The sequence below is a fragment of the Thalassotalea coralli genome, assembly GCF_055786205.1.
Genome location: NZ_JBVVBK010000001.1, coordinates 195912 through 217023, shown reverse-complemented (window position 1 = coordinate 217023; position 21112 = coordinate 195912). Strand labels below are relative to the sequence as shown.

17 protein-coding genes and 1 tRNA gene are annotated in these 21112 nt (G+C 38.3%); 6 read left to right on the top strand and 12 right to left on the bottom strand.

What is annotated here, in order from left to right; translation table 11 throughout:
* The first annotated feature begins 89 nt into the window (after positions 1–89).
* Complete coding sequence (gene rpoD / locus ACOB80_RS00830) at positions 90–1949, top strand: RNA polymerase sigma factor RpoD (RefSeq protein WP_473163900.1); 1860 nt, start codon at positions 90–92, stop codon at positions 1947–1949.
* A gap of 102 nt (positions 1950–2051) precedes the next feature.
* The gene (locus ACOB80_RS00825; protein ID WP_473163899.1) at positions 2052–2675 is read left to right on the top strand and encodes an outer membrane beta-barrel protein; all 624 of its coding nucleotides are present in this window, start codon (positions 2052–2054) and stop codon (positions 2673–2675) included.
* 40 nt (positions 2676–2715) lie between these two features.
* Here ACOB80_RS00825 and ACOB80_RS00820 read toward each other — a convergent pair whose 3' ends face one another.
* The gene (locus tag ACOB80_RS00820; protein ID WP_473163898.1) at positions 2716–3849 is read right to left on the bottom strand and encodes an MbnH family di-heme enzyme; all 1134 of its coding nucleotides are present in this window, start codon (positions 3847–3849) and stop codon (positions 2716–2718) included.
* The gene (locus ACOB80_RS00815; RefSeq protein WP_473163897.1) at positions 3846–4628 is read right to left on the bottom strand and encodes an MbnP family copper-binding protein; all 783 of its coding nucleotides are present in this window, start codon (positions 4626–4628) and stop codon (positions 3846–3848) included. The genes ACOB80_RS00820 and ACOB80_RS00815 overlap by 4 nt, the downstream gene beginning before the upstream one ends.
* A gap of 398 nt (positions 4629–5026) precedes the next feature.
* Between ACOB80_RS00815 and ACOB80_RS00810 the strand changes: the two genes are divergently transcribed.
* The 4 genes from ACOB80_RS00810 to ACOB80_RS00795 all read left to right on the top strand — a co-directional run bounded on the left by ACOB80_RS00810 (position 5027) and on the right by ACOB80_RS00795 (position 9973).
* A complete protein-coding gene (locus tag ACOB80_RS00810) occupies positions 5027–7783 on the top strand; it encodes a choice-of-anchor B family protein (protein WP_473163896.1) in 2757 nt (918 codons plus the stop codon).
* A 192-nt stretch (positions 7784–7975) separates the two neighbouring features.
* A tRNA-Ile gene (locus tag ACOB80_RS00805) sits at positions 7976–8052 on the top strand.
* Between the two features lie 187 nt (positions 8053–8239).
* Positions 8240–9118 (top strand): HAD family hydrolase, encoded by an 879-nt coding sequence (locus ACOB80_RS00800; RefSeq protein WP_473163895.1) that lies wholly within the window; start codon positions 8240–8242, stop codon positions 9116–9118.
* Positions 9119–9142: 24 nt separating this feature from the next.
* The gene (locus ACOB80_RS00795; protein ID WP_473163894.1) at positions 9143–9973 is read left to right on the top strand and encodes an SH3 domain-containing protein; all 831 of its coding nucleotides are present in this window, start codon (positions 9143–9145) and stop codon (positions 9971–9973) included.
* Positions 9974–9987: 14 nt separating this feature from the next.
* On the opposite strand, the gene ACOB80_RS00790 is transcribed toward ACOB80_RS00795, so the two are convergent.
* The 10 genes from ACOB80_RS00790 to ACOB80_RS00745 all read right to left on the bottom strand — a co-directional run bounded on the left by ACOB80_RS00790 (position 9988) and on the right by ACOB80_RS00745 (position 20800).
* On the bottom strand, positions 9988–11688 hold the full coding sequence (locus ACOB80_RS00790; protein WP_473163893.1) for a replication endonuclease: 1701 nt from the start codon (positions 11686–11688) through the stop codon (positions 9988–9990).
* Positions 11672–11950, bottom strand: a complete 279-nt coding sequence (locus tag ACOB80_RS00785) for a hypothetical protein (protein ID WP_473163892.1) — start codon at positions 11948–11950, stop codon at positions 11672–11674. The genes ACOB80_RS00790 and ACOB80_RS00785 overlap by 17 nt, the downstream gene beginning before the upstream one ends.
* A gap of 1 nt (position 11951) precedes the next feature.
* Entirely contained in the window at positions 11952–12176 is a 225-nt protein-coding gene (locus tag ACOB80_RS00780; protein WP_473163891.1) for a helix-turn-helix transcriptional regulator, read from the bottom strand.
* An 807-nt stretch (positions 12177–12983) separates the two neighbouring features.
* Positions 12984–13460, bottom strand: coding sequence for a hypothetical protein (locus tag ACOB80_RS00775; protein ID WP_473163890.1), 477 nt, complete (start codon positions 13458–13460; stop codon positions 12984–12986).
* A gap of 122 nt (positions 13461–13582) precedes the next feature.
* The gene (locus ACOB80_RS00770) at positions 13583–14392 is read right to left on the bottom strand and encodes a hypothetical protein (protein WP_473163889.1); all 810 of its coding nucleotides are present in this window, start codon (positions 14390–14392) and stop codon (positions 13583–13585) included.
* 127 nt (positions 14393–14519) lie between these two features.
* Positions 14520–15347, bottom strand: coding sequence for a hypothetical protein (locus ACOB80_RS00765; protein ID WP_473163888.1), 828 nt, complete (start codon positions 15345–15347; stop codon positions 14520–14522).
* Positions 15348–16055: 708 nt separating this feature from the next.
* Positions 16056–17288: a site-specific integrase gene (locus tag ACOB80_RS00760; protein WP_473163887.1), complete on the bottom strand. Its 1233-nt coding sequence runs from the start codon at positions 17286–17288 to the stop codon at positions 16056–16058.
* A gap of 328 nt (positions 17289–17616) precedes the next feature.
* Entirely contained in the window at positions 17617–18384 is a 768-nt protein-coding gene (locus ACOB80_RS00755) for a hypothetical protein (protein WP_473163886.1), read from the bottom strand.
* Between the two features lie 10 nt (positions 18385–18394).
* Positions 18395–18568: a hypothetical protein gene (locus ACOB80_RS00750; protein ID WP_473163885.1), complete on the bottom strand. Its 174-nt coding sequence runs from the start codon at positions 18566–18568 to the stop codon at positions 18395–18397.
* 225 nt (positions 18569–18793) lie between these two features.
* Entirely contained in the window at positions 18794–20800 is a 2007-nt protein-coding gene (locus ACOB80_RS00745; protein WP_473163884.1) for a tetratricopeptide repeat-containing sensor histidine kinase, read from the bottom strand.
* Between the last annotated feature and the right edge of the window lie 312 nt (positions 20801–21112).

Below are 21112 nucleotides of genomic sequence, written 5' to 3'. Positions count from 1 at the left end.
TTTATCGCTGGCAATTTAACATTCATTTTGCTACAATTTTCGGCTTTACTGTTCGTAATTTGATAGCCAAATAAGGTGGACCCTAGTCAATGGATCAAGCCCCACAATCTAGACTTAAAGAGTTAATAACCAAAGGTAAAGAACAAGGTTACTTAACTTTTGCCGAAGTAAACGACCATCTCCCGCAGGACATCATCGATTCTGATCAAGTTGAAGACATTATTCGCATGATCAACGACATGGGTATTCAAGTATTTGAAAATGCCCCTGATAGCGATGAGCTTATGATGAGCGAGGCGAATACGGATGAAGACGCCGCTGAAGCCGCTGCCCAAGCACTTGCTACTGTAGAGAGCGAGATTGGCCGTACAACTGATCCAGTTCGTATGTACATGCGTGAAATGGGTACTGTAGAACTTCTTACACGTAAAGGCGAAATTGTTATCGCTAAGCGTATTGAAGAAGGTATTAAAGAAGTTCAGCGCTCTGTAGCTGAATACCCACCAGCCATTAACTATTTATTAGAGCAATGGGACAATTTTGAAGCCGAGGAAGGTCGATTAAGCGATATTATCCTTGGCTTTTTAGATCCTGATGCTGAAGAAGATGAAGTACCAGCAGCTGCAACTCACATTGGTTCTGAACTTTCTGACGAAGATTTAGCTGACGAAGATGAAGATCTAGAAGATTCTGAAGGTAGCGACTCTGATGATGAAGAAGAAGAAGAAGATACTGGCCCAGATCCTGAGTTAGCCCGTGAAAAATTCGGCGAGTTACGCACTCGTTATGAAGCGGCTAACAAGGTAATCGACGCTAAAGGTCGAGGTCATGAAGACGCAGTCAAAGCGATTGATGATCTAGCTGAAATCTTCAAAGAGTTCCGTTTAGTGCCAAAAGTGTTTGATCGCTTAGTGAAAAATATGCGCGAAGTAATGGACCGCCTACGTGTTCAAGAGCGCTTAATTATGAAGCACTGTGTTGTTGGCGCCGGGATGCCAAAGGCGACTTTCATCAAAATCTTCCCAGGCAACGAAACATCTAAAGAGTGGTTTGAAGCACAAAAAGCTGCTGGCGAACCTTGGTCTGCAAGACTTAGCGATGTTGAATTAGACGTTGAACGTTGTATTCAAAAGCTAGCACAATTAGAACAAGAAACTTTCTTAAACGTACATGGCATTAAAGACATCAACCGTCGCATGTCAATTGGTGAGGCAAAAGCTCGCCGTGCGAAGAAAGAAATGGTTGAAGCGAACTTACGTCTAGTAATTTCAATCGCGAAAAAATACACCAACCGTGGTTTACAATTCCTTGATTTGATTCAAGAAGGTAACATTGGTTTGATGAAAGCGGTTGATAAGTTCGAATACCGTCGTGGTTATAAATTCTCAACTTACGCAACGTGGTGGATCCGTCAAGCGATCACTCGTTCAATTGCTGACCAAGCAAGAACGATTCGTATCCCAGTACACATGATTGAAACCATCAATAAGTTGAACCGTATTTCTCGCCAAATGCTTCAAGAAATGGGTCGCGAGCCGACTCCTGAAGAATTAGCAGAACGTATGGTGATGCCAGAAGATAAGATCCGTAAAGTACTGAAAATTGCTAAAGAGCCAATTTCAATGGAAACGCCTATCGGTGACGATGAAGATTCGCACTTAGGTGACTTTATTGAAGACGGTAGCGGTGAACTTCCTGTTGACTCTGCAACGTCTGAAAACTTAAAACATGCGACTCACGAGGTATTGGCTGGCTTAACAGCAAGAGAAGCAAAAGTTTTACGTATGCGCTTCGGTATTGATATGAATACTGACCACACGTTAGAAGAAGTTGGTAAGCAGTTTGACGTTACTCGTGAGCGTATTCGTCAAATCGAAGCAAAAGCGCTTCGTAAACTACGTCACCCTTCTCGTTCTGAGCAACTGAAAAGCTTCTTAGACGGCGAGTAACCTATTACCCTAAAGGGTTACGAAAAATTACATTAAAAATCCAGCCTTTTGGCTGGATTTTTTTATACTTAGAGAAAATTAAGCCATCAAATTCTGAGTAAAATGAGAATATTAACTTTCGTCCTGCTAGCATTACCTCTCTCCTTTCCTTCATTCGCGTTTGCAACAAATGAAACATCGAATAACAGCCTAACCATTTTAGGTGGGTATCGTATGGGAGGTGATTTCACCTATCAAAAGGATGCAGCTGAGCAATCTATCGACCTAGCAAATAGCAACGCATTCGGTGCTATATATGCTTGGGATTTTGATGGAAAAAGACAAGGAGAGATCCTGTATAGTTACGCTAACAGCGCACTTGAAGCTAAAGACCCTTTTGCCTTTAACAATACCGATTTAGGTATAAGCTATTTACATTTAGGCGGTAATGTCCCGATTAGCTCCGGTACAATTCCAGTTAGAGTTTCTGGCGGCTTAGGTATTAGCTATTTCGACCCTAAAAACACCTTTCTTGATAGCGAAACCCACTTTTCTTTTAGCATTGGACTTCAAAGTGACATTCCTTTGACTAACAATCTTGCGCTCACATTTGGCGCACGCGTTTATGCGACCTTGTTTAACACAGACAGCGAAATCCTATGTGCCGAGGACCAATGTGCAATATATGTAGAAAGCGACCTGTGGCTTCAGTCAGAGTTTACCACAGGCCTTGTCTTTAAATTTTAGGTTTAGGATTTAGGCACCGACATAAGCTATTTCGCCAGCGCTATTTATTGGGATCTGAAAACTCAGGATTTGTTAAAAATGACTTGTCGGTTAGCGTTGATAAAAACGCCAACAGATCGGCTTTGTCCTGTTCAGTCATGACAAAGCCCCTTACAAACTGACTCTTTATTGGGTGTGTACTGCCATCACCAGCAAACTCTCCAGTGGTAATGTTACGACCACCAGCAGCGTAAATATCAAGCACTTCGCTTAATGTAGCGATACTACCGTCATGCATATACGGAGCTGAAAACTCAATATTACGTAAAGTCGGCGCCCTAAATCGGCCATCATCTCTAATCAATGTTGATATTTCTGCCAAGCCTTTGTCTTTCTTTGGGTAACCACCATCGGCTTCTACATTGTATAGCCCGGTGTTGTGAAATGGACGGCGGTCAATAATTTGCGCTTCATGAAAAGTTGACTGTGTAAAGTTAAATCCACCATGGCAATGGTGGCACTCTAATTTTTCTGAGAAAAATAAGTTCATTCCCCTTATAGCCGATTCTGAGATAGCGTTATCGTCGGCATAATAAGCATATTGATCAAAAGGAGAGTTTAAAGAAACTAAACTTCGAACAAAGCTCGCCAGCGCCTTTACAATTTGCGGGTAGTCTATCTCTTCTCCAGGAAAAGCTTTTGCAAACAACTCCGGGTATTTCCCCTCTTTAAAACGAGACAGCACTTCTTGTTCATTACCTGTAATACCTAATTCAACAGGCTCTTGCCCGAACATAGGTAAAAGAATTTGTTGTTCAAGTGACGTAATTCCGTCGTGCGACCACGTTAACGTTTTATTGTAAGCCACATTTACTAAGGCTTGTGCATTTCGGCGGTGTACCTGCCCTGTAGAGCCAACAGAAGTAACTTTGCTTTCACCAAATGCTAAGCCTTGTTCGTGACAGCTAGCACAAGATTGCTGACGGTTGAAAGATAAGTTTTTGTCGTAAAAAATATGACGACCTAACACCACCTTTTCTACCGTCATCGGATTATTTTCCGGTATTAAAGGCTTTGGAAAGCCTTGTGGTAATTGCCATTGAAACGGCGTCCCTGTTTGCTTGGGCTTTTCTTCACAGCCATTGACAAAAATAATCGTAAAAATGGTTAGGAAAATTGCAGCAAATGTTCTCACGGCAATAGCTCCTGACGGTTACTGATAATATTTAAATTATCAAATAACTGCCTGCAACTAGCATCGTCATGCCCTGACTGACAACTTGAAGCTTTAGTAACCTTGATACCGTCTAACCAGGGCGTAATATCTAACAGCCAAGAGCCATCTTTATTCGCCACCAATTCCATCTGTACCGTATTAGGATATCGACAAGGGTTTTGTGGAGATCTTAAGGCACTAACCGACTGACAACCTGTTGAGCCTAGGTGGAATAACCAACTGTCGTTTTTCTCCGCTATTTCCAAACGGATAAACTTGTGACCCGTTTGCCACACCCAAAACATATTCGGGACATTTAGCGGGCTTGACTGTGTTAATGGGTTTTGATGATTAAGCTGAAAAGGCACACCAATAGTAAACCTAAGTTTATTGAATGCGGCGATAGTTTCGGGCTTTTCAGTTTCTATCTGCCAATAGCCTTGCTCCTCACTTGCACAGTCCATCCCCAGCAATACCACTTGTTGATGCTGGTATGTATTTTCCGATAACTCTAATGCGCGCCATCTTTCATTAGCTTCAGAGAATTCAACTCCATGTACATATAAATGAAATTGTTCAATTGACCACGGTTTACCTTCTATCGTTAACCCTTTATCACAGGAAATAGGTTGCCCTTGATATACAGGTAAAATGCTAACGGTTTTATTTTGGGAAGATTCATTGCAGCCCAGTAACGCTAATCCAAGCGTGAGTGAGAACACAAAAAAGCGAGATAAATTTTTCTTAATTTTTTTCATATCAGGCGGTTAATAAAAATTTCAGCTAAAAAATTTTAATATATTGTTATTAATTGGTGAATAAGCATCATTTTATAAAATGCGATTGCTACTGTAACACGCCAGGCAAGTTTCAGGTCAACTTTTGTCAAAGGCTATGTTTCAAATAGTTACTCAAAAAGAAGTACTTACTACTTTTTACAAGGGATACAACTAAATTCTAAAGCGTAGAAATAGGTTACATAGCGATAGTTTAAATTGTTATTAATGCACCTATTAACTAAACCTGTTTTTACTCTTTTACAATGACAAGTAAATATATTGTTACTTTTTATTGAACACAATTGCACCAACATGTGGCAGAATGTAACAATGACAGAATTATAAACAATCAAGAACGTCAGCTATTAGGGATTTTTATGACTAAGCTATTTACCCTTACTGCAGCAATGTCGCTGCTTTTGGTATCAGCCAATACTGTTGCTCATTCCGAACACGACAAAGCTCGCTTTGTCGCACCAACAGGGCAAGACAAAGGCTTGTGTGACAACGTTTTAAGACCGTGTAAAACCATCAGCTACGCGGTTAGCCAAGCAAATAAAGGTGACAAAGTACTACTTTCTGCTGGTCACTACCGCTTGCAGTCTATTGAAGAAGTTTTTTACTTGAAAAGCTCCATTGTCCCTGTCATGGGGGGCTACAATAGATTTGATCATTATCAATCCCAAAGCCCACAGGTCAACCAAACCACGCTGACAAATGTGCCAACAGATATGGCTGAATCTTTAAGAAAACAAGGATTTAACGTTGTTATTGATGGTAAAAGTTTCTCAGACTCAGATGAGTTGAGTAAAATTCTAACTGATTATCAAGAACTTTCTCGCGCTCAAAGTAATGTTCAATGTGAAAACAACAAAGCGGGTGTATTCGACTGTAATAATGTTGACCTATTAGCTCATTTGCCTTTAACGGAAATGTCTTCCAGTCCAAGTGAAGGTACCGATATTTGGGGTCACGTCGATTTAAACAATGGTCGAGAGTACGCCATTATGGGTATTCGAAATGGTGTTATCGTTGTTGACGTCACGAACCCGACAGAGCCAAAAGAGGTTGGTACCATCAATGGTGTTGATTCAGGTTGGCGTGACGTAAAAGTTTACCAATATTACGACTCAGACAAAAATGTCTGGCAAGCCTATGCATATGCAACCTCTGAAGGTGAGAGATTTGGCAATGGAGTAGATAACGTTACTGTCATCGACCTAAATTCATTGCCAAATTCAGTATCAACAGCTTCTAAGAGCACAGTTGTTAGAACAGCGCACAATGTTTATATTTCTAACGTAGACCACTCGTTAAACATTGCTTTACCTGGAGAAGCTCCAATACTTCAGCTTGTTGGAGCAGATAGAGTTGGTGGCGCCTTTACCAATTACACACTTGCTAACCCTAAAGAGCTGTTTCAGATCAATAGTAACTCAGTTGGTGATGGTTATACTCACGACGGCTCTTCTATGCTAATTGACGATAACCGTGCAGCTTCAGATTGCGGTGTTTCTCAAGGGCCCTGTAATGTTTTTATCGACTTCAACGAAAACGAATTAAAACTATGGGATATTACTAACCCAGCCCAAACAACCCAATTAAGTTCAATTACCTATAACGATGTATCTGCATCACAGCAATATATTCACTCAGGTTGGGGAACCGAAGACAAACGCTTTATTATTGTTCACGATGAATTTGACGAATTCAGAGGCGGCTTAAATACAACCGTTCGAATTTTTTCGATTGATGATCTTAAGTCACCAGTTCAAGTTGGGCAGTGGACAGGTCCAACACCTGCGATAGATCACAACGGTTTTGTTAGAGGTAACCGTTACTACATGTCTAACTATACTCGTGGTTTAACGATCCTTGATATATCAGACCCCGCAAACCCTGTCCAAACTGGGTTCTTCGACACGTATACGCCAAGTAACTCTTCATCTTTCTCTGGTGCATGGGGGGTTTACCCATACTTGCCTTCCGGTAACATCTTAATTAGTGATATTAACAGTGGCCTCTATATCTTAAGTGACCAAGGCAAAGCTTCTTCAACAGGTAATTTTAGCTTTAGCCAAAAAGAGTACTCGACAGACCAAGGCACTACTTTATCGTTAACGGTTAGCCGCAACGCAACTGATGCTTCTGCAGCCAGCCAAGTGAGTTACCAAGTGCTTAGCGGAAGTGCCAAAATTGGGGATGATTTGACACTAAGCGACGGCACGCTTTCATGGGGTGCAAATGACAATGGTGACAAAACTATTAACATCACTATCGCACCAGAAGAGTCGGCGATGGAATATGCAGAGAAGTTCTTCATTCGCTTGTATAACCCTACAAATGGTGCGGTACTTGGTGACAATGGTTACGCCAATGTCAATATTGACGGCTTTGTTGACACTGGAACGGGCTCTTTTGAATTAGAGTCTCAAACCGTGGCAGAAAACAGTGGTAGCTTCCAAGTTAACGTTAGTCGCGTTGGTTCAAGTTCAGGTGAGCTAAGCTTTACTTACGACCTTGCCAATGGCACCGCAACCGTAGGCCAAGACGTTGTTGAAGCAACAGGCACGTTAACTTGGACTGATGGTGATACAGAGCCCAAATCTATCAACATCGAGATAATTGACGACTCTGATGAAGAACAAGATGAAACCTTTACGGTAACGTTGACACCAGTAGGTGAATCTCGACTAGGCGCAAACCCAACAATGGAAGTTACCATTGCAGATGACGATGCCAACACTGCGCCTACTATTGCTATGCCTGAAGATTTTGAAGGTAACACAGAACAAACCGTTACCCTTTCAGCGACGAGCGAAGATGCAGAAGGTGATGACGTTACTTACCTTTGGCAGCAAACGGAAGGCACAGACGTTACCTTAACCAATGCCGATTCGGCAACAGCTACCTTTGTCGCGCCTAGCAGTGCTGGCTCACTAACCTTTAGCTTAACGGTAACAGATATCAAAGGTGCCGCAACTACTGGGACAGTGACAGTAACCATTGTTGCGCCAACGGTAACTACACCACCTCCACCAACCAATACTTCTAGCGGTGGCGGCGGTGGTAGTTCGAGCTACCTTATTTTACTAGCATTGCCATTGCTCTTACGATTGAGAAAACGTAAGTAAGGCAAATTAGTAAACCTTCATTATCGTATGTTGAGCAGAGCGTTAAGTTTCTGCTCAACATTTAAGCTAACAAGCAGAAAGGCAATAATTTTTTAGTGTCTAGGTGGTGACAAGAAATTAAAAAATGCTTATACTGCTCGCCGTTTTGATACTGCTAACCCTTTAGCAAAGTCTAAACTCACTTCTTTAAATGGCCCTTTAGCTCAGTTGGTTAGAGCACCCGACTCATAATCGGTAGGTCCCCAGTTCAAGTCTGGGAGGGGCCACCATTTAATTCAGTACCTTTGACGTAATTACCTACTAACTTTTATTTAATCACATTAAAAAAAGTAGCAAATATGTAGCATAGCTGTTTTTATTTTAAAGCTTTTAATATATCGTATCGATAATATTCTTAAGCTTGATTAATCCATAGAAATATAGATTAGGAAGGTTTAAATCATAAGGAAAGATATAATGTCAACACGCCCTCAAAAATCAGTACTTATTACAGATTTAGATAACACGCTTTATGACTGGTTTGATATTTGGTGCGCAACATTTAAGCCGCTACTAGAAGAAACTTCTAAAATAAGTGGTATATCAAAAAACCAACTAATTGCTGAAATTAAGCCAGTTCATCAAAAACACGGCACTGCCGAATATTCATTTGTTCTTGAAGAACTGCCTAGCCTGATCAAAAAATACGGCTCACGGGAAAACATTCTTAAAGAGCTTAATAGCGCAATTCACCGTGCAAGAAGCAATAGAATAAAGCACTTAAAGCTTTACAAAGGCGTTTACGACACACTATCTGAATTGAGAACTAAAAGAATAAGAGTAATAGCGTATACGGAGTCAATTAAATGGTATACACAATATAGATTGAAAAGGCTGGGTCTTGACTATTTTATTGAGGCTGTTTATTCCCCTGAAGATCATTCTAAATTGCCTATAGAGGACACTGAAAGAACAAAAATTTCATTCGAAAATACAAAGTTTTTAACTACGCCCAAGGGCGAATTAAAGCCCAACCCGAAAATTTTATTGAAGATAATAGAAGATGCAGGGGTTAATAGTGAAGACTGTGTTTATATCGGTGATTCAGAAATAAAAGATATAGATATGGCTCATGAGGCTGGCATATCTTCAGTATTTGCAAAATATGGTACATCACATTTTCAAGATAGACCTGACGATTATGAATTACTTAGACAAGTTACACATTGGACAGACGAAGATGTTATACGTGAAAAACATTTAAAAGAAGGTGCTTTGAATCACAAAGCTGACTATGAAATAGACAGCTTTAATGAGTTGTTAAACATCTTCGATTTTCAGCGAAAACCGATGTAACTCAATTTATTTGTAGGAATAATTATGTTGAGAAATGGAAATCGTTTACAAAGCAATGAAAGAACCAAATTATTGCTAGAGTATTGGAAGCAATCTACACAAGTTCAACAGCACTTCAACGATATATCAATGAAAGTTAGAAACTTTGCGGTAGTTGTCTTTTCAGGTTTTCTAACTGGTGTTGGCTTATCTATCCACAAGGGTATTTTTGTAGATTTATTCGGCCTAAAAATTAATGCTGCAGTCATATTTTCTACTGTGGGTTTAGTGGTTACACAGTTAATACATTTCATGGACACATATTGGTATCACGTATTCTTAAAATCAGCAGTAGAAGAAACGAAAAAGTTAGAATCTGAAATAAAAAAAGTACTAAAAATTGAATTATCTAGCGCCATAAGTAGTGGGAGTCAAAATGTAAAAATAGCTTCTCTCTTTGGAGCAATTCATCTGCCTGTAGGCTACAAAGGTATCTTCAAGAATAAAAGTATTTCTTGGTTAGTTCACGAAGTAAATGTAGACAGTACTATACGACACAAAGTATTTTATCGTTGGCTTCTAGCTATAATATTTTTCACAGGTATGCTAAGTTTTTTTGTTCCTAACTCCCAATATAGTTCTCAGAAGAAACCTCACGAAATATCCTCAGGTTTAGTATATATAGTCTCTGGGGACAATGTTAGGCTTCGATCCTCTCCAAATGCAGATGCTCCTATTTCGGCTCATTTAGCGATAGGAAAAAAAGTACAAATACTTTTCGACGATAATAGCTCTTGGCTTAAAATTCATATTATAATTAACAATGAGTCATTTGTAGGGTTTGTACACAGAGACTTTATAACTACTATAAAATAGTAGAATTAGTACAGTTATTTACAGAACTCCAAGTTAGAGCAAACGGTGTTTGCTCTTTCGATTCTCCAACTGAATAAGCGCGTTACTATTTGTTGCCCTTGATACACCAACCCTTTAACAGTTTTTATTAGACCATCACCATATTTATTCGATTTGCATTCCCCTGTTTCCATATTCACTGAAACATCATAAGTAATTTTGATTGGCTGTTGATTGCGTTTAGCAAATACACCGCCCATTGCATCAACATAATCTTGCCAACGACTGTTATCAGCGGCTTCCCTAGCTTTTTCAATTAAAGTATCAGCCTTAAACGCTTCTTTAAGCCGTCTCAATTCACGCCATACAGTAACGCTAGCACCACCAATTTGTTGAAACTGACGAATACACCAACACGATGCCCACGCATCAACCCGCTGTGCAGCAACGATAGGGTTTTCTCCATATACACCTTTATCAAGATGTTCACCGTCAATGTTTTTTGAAACATACTTAGCAATGTAACCTGCTGCACTACCCTTTTTAGGATCTATTAATTTAAAGTCGCAGCGGTTTTCCAAAGCGCCTTTTTCGTTGCCATCTTCCATCAATGAGTAATGACTAATAGTTTGCTTAACAGTTTCTACTTGGTTAGATTCGACAAATAACAGCATGTGCCAATGCGGTGTACCGTCATGTTGAGGTTCTGCAATACGAAAGCCATAAGGCTTTATATCTTGTCGGTTCCATTCAGCGCGAATACGCGACCAAACACCACAGAGGTATTGATTGCCTTGATACGGTGTTAACCCTTCATATTTAGGGTTACGCTGGCCAGATTTAGCAAAAGTTGAATGATACTTAGACGGGCATGTAATAGTAATAAACAGCCCGGCATGATTTAGCGATCTAGAGGTTTCTTCAAAGCCACGAATACGCACCATTAACTCGGCTTTTCTCACTTTAGGATTTGATACGTTTAAGTCTGAGAGCTCTTTCAAGGAATAACGTTGGCCAACATCATTAATCACCATCAATGAACTCATTAACTGCTCATTAGCAAAGAGTTGTTGTTGCCTTCTTTGAACAGCTAAGTCGCTAGAATACATTTGCTTGTATTTGTTAACCATACCCAATTCAATTGCCGCTCGCTCGTATGCTTGGTTAAATATTTTTCGAAGCTTCCTCGTCCACCAGTGCTTATCACACATCCTTCTAACAGCACCTAACGCTGTATTGCTCTCTTCATTCAAGGTGAGCTTATCAATACCGTAAAAACATAATTCACTATTAAGCACTGAAAAAATTTGCTCTGCATTGGAAATGGAAATTTCTAAAGACGAAGGTAATTGTTCATTAACATTCAGTAAGCGATCAGCCATATTATGCTGGATTGCAATTCGCCTGCACCAATCTGCACACTCCTTTGCTTTTTCTCTTATTTCTGCATCTTCAATAGTTAGTACACTTTGCAATCTTTCAGGTAACAAGCCCAAAATGAACGTTGAGGTTCTTAAAATATATAAATTACGTTCTTTCCTTATCTTAATTTTCATCGCGTTTTTTAGCAAAACACGTGCAAGCGGCTCAGGTATTACTGAAAGCTTACTTAGCATGAAGTTAACATCGGCTCTATCAACCGCGCACGCATGCCACTCTTTAGTAAGAAATGGGAACTCATTAAAAACAGGAGATAATTTATAAAGTAATTGCTGAACGTTATTCTGAGCAGTCATTGGTATACTCCTCAAAACAAGCTATTCCTGAATCACTGATAGAAAAACGCCAGTAACTAATACCAAATTGCTCAACTAATTGCTTTTTCAAATAGCCTTTAGCCGATAAATCTCTTAGCTGCCCTTGTTTAATGATCTGCCCGTAAGAGTCAGATGGAAACAAGCGACCGATTTGATTGCAGATATCGATACATACATCCATATGATGACCCAATGAAAACCATCGAAGTGCTGATGCTTGTGTTGAAGGTAATGTAGCCATGTTAAACACCCTCATCGAGTAAATGAGAGTGCTTGTAAAAGCTATCTAACCAATTATCTAAATCTTCTCTGAGGTATCTAACGGCACGACCAATTTTAATGAATTTCGGTGCTGGGGTTCTATTGTCTCGGTTTCCCTCCATACGCGACTGGCGGAGGAATGAGCGGCTCATACCGATGTACTCGGCAGTTTCTTGTTCGGTTAACGCACGTTTCACAACGTTCATAATTACGATCCTAATTGTGTTTTAAAGTATATTTTTGTTGATGACGCTTCACAGCGGCACCAACGCCTTTGCACTTATAGAAATAGCAAACAATTTGAAATTGAGTCAACAAAAATTTGAACTTAACTTCAAACAAAACGCTTTTTAACTTCAAGTTAAAACTGCTTCAAACGCTTATATTTACTGGGTAGAAGCGAAATTTCTATACTTAAAAATAAACAAGACTCAAAACTTCAAGTTTAAGCAACTGCCCACAAACCCACGTTTTTACTGGAAAACTTCAAAATAAAAGCGTTTTCAATTTAAAGTTAGAACTCGCTTCAAACGCTTATTTTTACTGGGCAAAAGCGAAATTTCTAATCATAGAAATAAACAAACATTGAAACTTCAAGTTTAGGCAACTGCCCACAATCCCGTATTTTTACTGGAAAAATTCAAAATAAAAGCGTTTTCAACTTCAAATAAAAATTCGCTTCAAACGCTTATTTTTACTGGGGAAAAGCGAAATTTCTTATATTTTAAAATAGACGAAGGTTTTAACCTGTAAATTTAGGCACCAAACCGCACTAACGGCATATTAATGGAAAAATAAACATAATTTGCAGAAGTTCATATCTGATCTTACTGTTTCGATGAATAAGTTTTGAATTCATCTGAGAGACTATAATGAGCGAACTACGCATAAGTGCCAGAAGCAGACAGTGGTGACGCTCTCGTTATGGGAAAAAAAATTGTTGGCTAAAATTGTTGGCTAAAATTGTTAACGGAGTGAAACAACCAACTGTATTTTTCCGTTTGAAGCACTTGTTACGCATTTATACGCTTACACTCGAAACTCAATACTTCTGACTTTTCATCCAAATCTTGATCAAAATATTGAATATGTATTTTGCATGTTTCGTCAATATTAGAAGCAATTTTACAAGCCTTGGTCGTTTCAGGTATTCCTCCTTCAGGATCTAACACCTTAAATGATTTTACACCGCTTGGCTTAATAATAGTTCCACGAGGTATTTCTACTTCTCGTGTTGCGGCCTCTCCATTTCCTTCTGGCCATTCTATGCAATATGAGAATCTTGCTCTTGTTATTAAGGCGTCAGAATTACCAGTGTTAGACACTGCAATGTAATACGCCCCCTTTTCTCTTAATACAAGGGCCGAATCTAGGCTTGCGTGAGTAAAGAAATGCTTATAACCTGCAAACAGTGCGAACAACAATGTAATTATTGTCAATGTTCTCTGAATTAACTCAGATTGCTCTTCATAGATACGCCAATACTTCATCGATTCTCCGTGATGCCTAGCTCCCTGTTAGGGGGCTGATTAATGTTTGGCTAAAATATGAAGCGAAGCGCAACTGAGCCAAACTTTAGCAGTCCCACCTTAAAAAACTTGTTATACATCTATTATACCTTCTTAAATAAACCATCTACATTTTCTACAGATAGTACTTTAATTTGAGAATCACCAAACCCTAGTGGAAACACAGGGTTGAATGGATCGGTTTTTATAAAAAAATGTAAGAGGTCTAAACTGGAAACTACATAGTCTCTAATTTTCGGTAAGAACAGTTCCTTCAAAATCTCTGTGGTACTGCTAGATTTGCTGTGAATAATTTCATTTCTAAGACGCTCTAGGTTCTTAAATTCAGACCAAAACTTTTCCTGAGAAGGTGATGAAACGTTCAGTATTTCTGGTAATATTTTTGATACTTTTTCAGAGGTGCTTAACCACCTTTCTATTTGCTCTTTTCTATAGTGCTCTTCAATTCCTCGATTCGTTGTCTTTATATAAACATAATCATCAGGAATGACCGCATTACAAAATGACTCCACTGCCTTGTATGAAAACACAACGGCCTTTTGTATTTCTTCAAGATAATCATATGCAGTGGTTACGTCTTTTTCATAAATAGCAGAGTCTGTCTCTTTACCTTTCTTCTTAATAAGAAGTCGCAACTTATCTGAATGCTCTACTGATTTCTTTGAAATGTGAAGAGAAATTGAAATCTCATTAGGTGCCGCGATAGAGAGCTCGGTATCATCAACTTTGGTGTTGATTAATCTTTGAAAAAATGTAGTTTCATCGTCTTTTTGATCATGACACCCTATAGGCTTATTAGCTCTAAGGTCTGGAACAGGGACTTCTGGCTTTTCACCTTTTCCATCGTATATGTGAACAACGACCATCTCTTCATTGAGATCAACATGAAACATACGCAAGACTCTCCATAGACGTATAACGCACTGTTAACAGGCAAAAAATAGTTGGTCAAAATTGGCGACGAAGGAACAAAGCCAACTGTTTTTGTCTTCGTTTAACAGCTTGTTAGCCATAATAGGCTTAAAACTTAAATTTTTTGGCAGTCGCTATTTCACTATCTGAAACCCCATCACCATCATTACGATCTTTATACCTTAAAACTAATTCATTTAAAGGATCTCTATTTTTCTCTACCCAAGTTTGAATTGGTTTTTGTAAATTATCTGGGATTTTAAAACCATTCTTTGTTTCTTCCAAAACCCCGACTGAAATTAAATTAAAAACGCCCCTATCCCAGCCTTCAGGTAAAGCAAATTCTGTCTCTACTTCATTTAAGTCCTCGATACATTGTGCATTGCTTTTAACTATTGCAGCAAGAACAACAAAGTGTGCAGGGTGGTCTTGATATTTTATTAAAGCGTCTCTAGCAGATTCCGGTAACTTGATAGCAGATGATATTGCTGGAACAGCATCATTTATAATGCTTATGTCATTTTTGATAGCATTAACTACACGTTGTAATTCTTTATTATCTTTATTTGAGTTTTCCGCGAAACCTCTTAACTCTTTCTCTACTGAATGGTTAATCTTTGTTTCAATTTCTTTAAGTGTTTTTGTAATTACTTCATTTACAGTATCTGAGCCATTGGAAAGAGCTTCCTTAGGCGTACCGAACTTATTTTGCTCTAAGATTGAGTCAAGCATCTTTCCAGAAAAGCTTTTTTGTTGATCTAAGTTTAATTCGACTAAAGTTCTTGTTTCTTTAGCTAAGTCTCTAACAGCATCTAATGCCTTAGTTGAACTTTCCGAAAATTTATAACTTAGCCAAATGGCAAATATACCTAAACCAATTGAAAGTATCCCTAAAGCTATGCTTATTCCCAGAGATATAGCATCAAAGTTCTCCATTTTTATCCTTACATTTGATTTATGGCTAACAGCGTATTAGTGAGAATTCCCGATTATCCCAATTGTGATGTATTCCTAAATAATAAACACTAATACGTTTTATTTAAATATATTAGTAGGTTATCAACTTTAATTTAAACACTCAACGGTTCTTTGACTTGGAGAAAACGAGAATTGGCATAATCGATAATTTCTTTGACTCGCTATGTAAAAAATGAGCATAATTAAAAGGCCTAAATTCAAACAGTTATAACTTGATAATTGAGATAACCGAGACTATTGATAATTTACTTAGCGAGCCAATTGACAAATTTATTGGAAAGTTCACTTCTAACTGTATCACTCCACATAAAATTTAAAGTGGCTACTGTGAATGGTATTAAAAAATTCTAACGTCCGTTGTTCGCTCATAACAGACCTAATCAACTTTACGATTTGATCAAATCAATAATTTACAAATGTCAGATTAAATATGAGCTACTACATCTAAGACAAATTAGTAACGCGTTGCATTTTCATTTTAGTGTGCGGAAATAATGTATTGCGTTGCTCAACATTTAAACGACGTTACTTTCGGCCGCTCATATCAATCGCGCGACTGCCAGATTGAATTGAACCTCCATGCTCAACCCTAACTGTTCGAGTTAAAACTCATTCATTTTATTAAATGATTAGACTCGCCTTTAACCGTACTTTGATTAAAATTATTCATATTAAATTAACCGCTGCAGCCTTATGCTCTGGCGCTAAATGGGCATACCTTAGCGTCATTTTTAAATCACTATGCCCCATCAATTCACGTACCGTATTTAAATCGACGCCAACCATAACAAGCTTACTGGCAAAATGATGGCGTAAATCGTGAAACCTAAAGTCATCAATTTGAGCCTCTTTGAGTAAGTTACCCCATGCTTTTTTAATATCTTTTAATGGCTCACCTTCCGTATTCTTAAACACATAACCTTGACCATTGGTATCATCAAGTAAATTAACAAGAGTTTGTTTCGCGTTTACATTAAGTGGAATATGGCGGCCTTTGCCTGACTTAGAATTTCCTGAAGTTACGGTTAAAAATTCTTTTTCTAAATTGACGTTAACCCAATCAAGAGTGAATAGTTCACCTCTTCTCATACCTGTATTTACCGCTAAAATGATTAACGGCTCTAAATAGTCGCAATAATTGAAATGTCTTAATTCAGGTAATAAAGGGTAGTTGCGTTGTTGGCGAAATAGGTTGCCATTTTCACGTTCAAGCTTTGCTTTATCATCTCTACCTCTTAACGTATCAAACAACCTTTTTTCTTCATCGTCTGACAGATAACGAACAACGGTATTATCCACTTTTAATGATTTCACTTTATGTAAGTCGTGGCTTTCAATACAGCCCCACTCAACTGCCCTACTCATTGCGCCTTTTAGCGTGTTTACATAACCATTAATGGTTGAAGGGCTCATGTCGGTTTTAGCTTTTGCATTGCGCCACTTTTCAATATCCCACGCATGAATAGTAGAAAGTTGCTTTTCGAGTAATTCAGGAAATCCTGTTTCAATGGTTTTAATAATTCGAGAGGCAGTTTTAGCATTTCTAGTGATCAGCCAAGGTAAGTATTGATTTTCAAGGTATTTACAAAGAATAGTGTTTTTCGCTAATTCATTTTGGCGTTTGGCTTCCTTTTTCTCAGCCTGAACGTCAACACCGTTTGCTACTTCGCCAAGTTTAGCTTTGGCCAAATCACGCGCTTGTTGTGGCGTTAATTCAGGGTGTGAACCTAACTTGTAATTTACCTGTTTGCCGTTAAGCCTGTAAAAGATGTAGTAGGTAATTTTACCTTTGGGTGTGATGCGAGCGTGAAAGCCCGAAATTTCTGAATCATTGACCCTCCCATCGCAAACGCGTAGGTCCTTGATACAAGAATTCGTTATTTTTTGGCGCTTTGTCATTTTTCGTCCGTGTAGCAAATATGTAGCACAATTATTGTGCTACAAAAAACTTCAATGAACAACAAAGAACAAACAGTAACTTTTATTTTATATATTTTACAATAAGTTATGATGCAACATTTTTATACGGTTGTTCATATATGTTCATAGAAAAACAATAAAAAATCACACTCATAATCGGTAGGTCCCCAGTTCAAGTCTGGGAGGGGCCACCATTTAAATCAAAGCTTTCAGTGTAATAGCTTTATAATAATTCTGATTAAGTTTTAAGAAGTATAGCTAATTGTCAGAAGAGCTGGCCTAAATTGGGCTGTCAGTTTTTAATAAGTTACTCTTCCGGCTCATGAGGGCCAGTAAGTTCAGAGCCATTATCTTTTCTGAATTGGATAAAAGCATCAATACTAAAACGGCTCGAGACAACGACTTGCTCAATAGGTATGACAATAGAAAAGTCTGTTACGCTAGAATGCGAGCCACGTTCTTCAAGCTCATCGCCATGTATATATTCTTGGTAATGACGGTAGTAATTGTTATTAAAAATGATTTTCTTCTCATCATTTATGTACCCACTTAACAGTGGCAGCAAGGTAAGAAAGCTCACTTCTCCGCGATCGAGATTAGGTGTTTCGGGTATTCCTACATAGACCTTGCCACAGTCTAGCTCTACACGAATTGGAGACACATTCTCAGTTGCTTCAATCAGCAGCAACTCAAGTTCATGAGCAATTTTTTTAACTCGCTCTAATGACTTTTCCTTCGTATTGAAAAACTTTCTAAGTCCAATATAAATTAAGGTAGAAATAAACATCAGAGCAAAAATGGCTACCAGCTTTATGTCAGCCCAATGTTTACCGTTTTTGATATAAACGAAAGAGTCTTTTAACTCAAAATAATCTACGAAGGCAGATGGAAGATCAAAGTAATCGATAACAGACCAAATTAACAATGATATCGATAGTAATACAAAACCAGAAAGGCCTGCTTTGAAGTAGATATGATAGCCAGTACTACGCACTAGCTCTAAACGTCTGTATGGATGGTGACTTTGATAAAAATAGCCAATAATCAATACAATACCAAGCGCTAAAGCGCCCATATAAATCCTTTTATTTTGCTATTTTAAGTTCTCTCTCGTAAAACTTAAGCTTGTTGATCTGTTCTACAAGTTTTGATTGTACAGATTTATTGTCCAAATTAAGACTAACAATGCCGTCTTTATTGATGTTCACGTTGTCACTTGTAGAGTTAGTATCTTCAGTACTTTTCATAATAAAGCCCATGATAAATCACCTTTCTCTTACTCGTTCAGCGGGAAGTAATAATTCTACAGACTTACTAGAGGATTATCTAGAGACCGTAGATTAAAATCCAATTCATAACTTCACAATACGATATTTATGCCGCATTTTCAAACAGGTTTAACGTATCAGATTGTAAATACTGCTTAAGTAACTAACTTTTTTATTTAGCAAAACTACAGGTAACTATAAAGGAGCTCAATCAACTTACTCTTGTTCTTTAACACAAATTGGAATGGCAATTAAGAATCTAGCGCCTTGTTCCGAAGCGTGACAAGAAAGGTTACCCTGCATTAAATGTTTAACTGAGTTATAGGCGATATTCAGTCCAAGCCCTAGGCTTTTTTGCATCCCCTTAGTGGTGAAAAACGGGTCGAATATTTTGTCGATAATATCCTCAGGAACGCCACTACCATTGTCGCAATACGCAATCGTTACCCCCTCTTCATTCGTTTTGATCTCTATCGTAATTGCTAAGCTATTTTCATCTCGCTTTTTGTTCTCTGCGGTATTTTTTATCAGCTGCTCTAATACCCTTAGAAGTACATTAGCATAGTGATTTACCTGAATGTTATCGCCATGTACTTGGTAGTGCTTAATGTTTGGATATTGGCGGCAAATGAGTGAAAGCTTACTTTTGATAAAAGAATGTAGCTCAAATTTGACTAGTTCGGAGCCCTCTAACTCAGCGGAAATTTGTTTAAATTGCTGGATCAAACCAGCGGTTTTATTGCAATTGCTTTCAGACAACTGCAACGAATAGGAAAATTCATCCAAGAGTTTTTCTAGTTGGGCTTGGCTCAGTATTTTTTGTTCTATTTTGTTCCTAATAATGCCTAGCTTATCTCGCATCAATGAGTTCGCAGTAACAAGAATACCAATTGGGGTATTTAGCTGGTGTGCCATGCCAGACACTAATGTTGTCATCGCCGACATTTTTTCAGCTTCGATTAACTCAACACGAGCTTGCGCCAGCTTTCTATTTTTACGCGATAACGATGTAGCAAAAACGAGAATAATCAATAAAATGAGTCCACTGGAAACAAGAATTATATTAGTCTGACGTTGTTTTAATGCAACTTCTTGTTGAGCCAACTCGTTCTGTTTTTTCAAGTTCAGGTTATCCATTTCCTTTACATCAAGTTCAACAGTGGCAATGTGATGGACAAGGGCTAAATCGGCTTTTTTCTGCATTAATTCGGTGTTAAGTTTCACCCTTTTATTGGCAATTTCTAGCGCTAATTCGAATTCTTTTCTGTGATGGTGATACTCCTGTTGTAGCTCATAAGCATGAACCAATAAATGTAAGCTTTTTTTGCTGTTAAGCTCATCGATACTGTTGATTAAAAGCGAGTAAGCCTTATCAAACTCTTCCATCGCCAAGAGCACTTTTACTAACGCTAATTGTGAGGTTATCACTTGCAGTTCGCGTTTATACTTTTCGCGAATCTCAATAGATTGCTCAATGAAACTCTTAGCCTGAGCATAGTCTTTCTTGAGATAACTTACCTTTCCAAGGTTTAACATAGACCACGAAGCACGAAGCGGTAATTTATTGTCTATTCTAAGCTGTAGCGACTCTTTGAAATATCGCTCTGCTTCTTCAATATTACCTTTACCTAGAGCTAATTCACCTAGGTTATTCAATGCAGTAGCTTGATAAGTGACGACCTTATTTTCAACACCAAATCGGTGAAATTTTTCAATGTAGGGTAAGGCGCGCTCGTATTGCTCAAGTAAAATCAACAGATGGCCAACATTGTTGTGCGCTCTAGCCACTAAATGCTGATCTGTCGTTTGTTTAGCGACCCCAAGGGCAGATATATAAGAACTTGCCGATAATTCGTAGTTTTCCAGCGTACTAAACATGCCGGCTATATAGCTGTGATAATAATAGATTAACGCGGGGTCACCGAGTTGATCGGCAAGTTGTTTACAAAGCACTAAAGTGGAGAATGCATCTTCAAACTGCTCGGCTGCAATTTGATAAAAGGCTTTGGTGTATTGCATGCGAACGCGCTGACGCAAAGTAAACGTCGCATCGTGTTTAGCTAGGTAATAATCTGCCCTGCCGACAGCATCCAATGGGCGACTGGCGTAATTTTCAAGTATATCTTTTCGTAAAACACTGTACTCATCATCCGTTAATCGTACATCCTCTTGCGCATTTACCGAAAACACGCTTAAAAGCATGATGAATATAAAGATTTTCAAAGCCACCTCAATTAAATAATGATGTGCCTTCCTTCTGCGAAAAATCCGTCATTAAAATAAATATACGTTGATTCAGTACAAAAATCCAAGACGCTAGAAAAGAACATTCAAAATCAAAGGCAATGATAAAGACAAATCAAATGATGAGACAGGGTGTCGCATGTAATAACTTTATTTATAAACGCAATAATTTAGCCAATAAAAACAAAAACTAACAAAGTCTTCTACAAAATTGTATGAGTTGAGGGTTTCTGAAAAACTCTGCGATTAATCTTATATTGCTTATTAACTTGCCACCATCAAATGTTGTAG

Excerpts from the sequence above, each read along its gene's own strand:
- rpoD (WP_473163900.1), top strand. The coding sequence starts at position 90 with ATGGATCAAGCCCCACAATCTAGACTTAAAGAGTTAATAACCAAAGGT.
- ACOB80_RS00795 (WP_473163894.1), top strand. The coding sequence starts at position 9,143 with ATGTTGAGAAATGGAAATCGTTTACAAAGCAATGAAAGAACCAAATTA.
- ACOB80_RS00775 (WP_473163890.1), bottom strand. The coding sequence starts at position 13,460 with ATGAAGTATTGGCGTATCTATGAAGAGCAATCTGAGTTAATTCAGAGA.
- ACOB80_RS00800 (WP_473163895.1), top strand. The coding sequence starts at position 8,240 with ATGTCAACACGCCCTCAAAAATCAGTACTTATTACAGATTTAGATAAC.
- ACOB80_RS00825 (WP_473163899.1), top strand. The coding sequence starts at position 2,052 with ATGAGAATATTAACTTTCGTCCTGCTAGCATTACCTCTCTCCTTTCCT.
- ACOB80_RS00755 (WP_473163886.1), bottom strand. The coding sequence starts at position 18,384 with ATGGGCGCTTTAGCGCTTGGTATTGTATTGATTATTGGCTATTTTTAT.
- ACOB80_RS00790 (WP_473163893.1), bottom strand. The coding sequence starts at position 11,688 with ATGACTGCTCAGAATAACGTTCAGCAATTACTTTATAAATTATCTCCT.
- ACOB80_RS00765 (WP_473163888.1), bottom strand. The coding sequence starts at position 15,347 with ATGGAGAACTTTGATGCTATATCTCTGGGAATAAGCATAGCTTTAGGG.
- ACOB80_RS00750 (WP_473163885.1), bottom strand. The coding sequence starts at position 18,568 with ATGGGCTTTATTATGAAAAGTACTGAAGATACTAACTCTACAAGTGAC.
- ACOB80_RS00780 (WP_473163891.1), bottom strand. The coding sequence starts at position 12,176 with ATGAACGTTGTGAAACGTGCGTTAACCGAACAAGAAACTGCCGAGTAC.
- ACOB80_RS00785 (WP_473163892.1), bottom strand. The coding sequence starts at position 11,950 with ATGGCTACATTACCTTCAACACAAGCATCAGCACTTCGATGGTTTTCA.
- ACOB80_RS00760 (WP_473163887.1), bottom strand. The coding sequence starts at position 17,288 with ATGACAAAGCGCCAAAAAATAACGAATTCTTGTATCAAGGACCTACGC.
- ACOB80_RS00810 (WP_473163896.1), top strand. The coding sequence starts at position 5,027 with ATGACTAAGCTATTTACCCTTACTGCAGCAATGTCGCTGCTTTTGGTA.
- ACOB80_RS00815 (WP_473163897.1), bottom strand. The coding sequence starts at position 4,628 with ATGAAAAAAATTAAGAAAAATTTATCTCGCTTTTTTGTGTTCTCACTC.
- ACOB80_RS00770 (WP_473163889.1), bottom strand. The coding sequence starts at position 14,392 with ATGTTTCATGTTGATCTCAATGAAGAGATGGTCGTTGTTCACATATAC.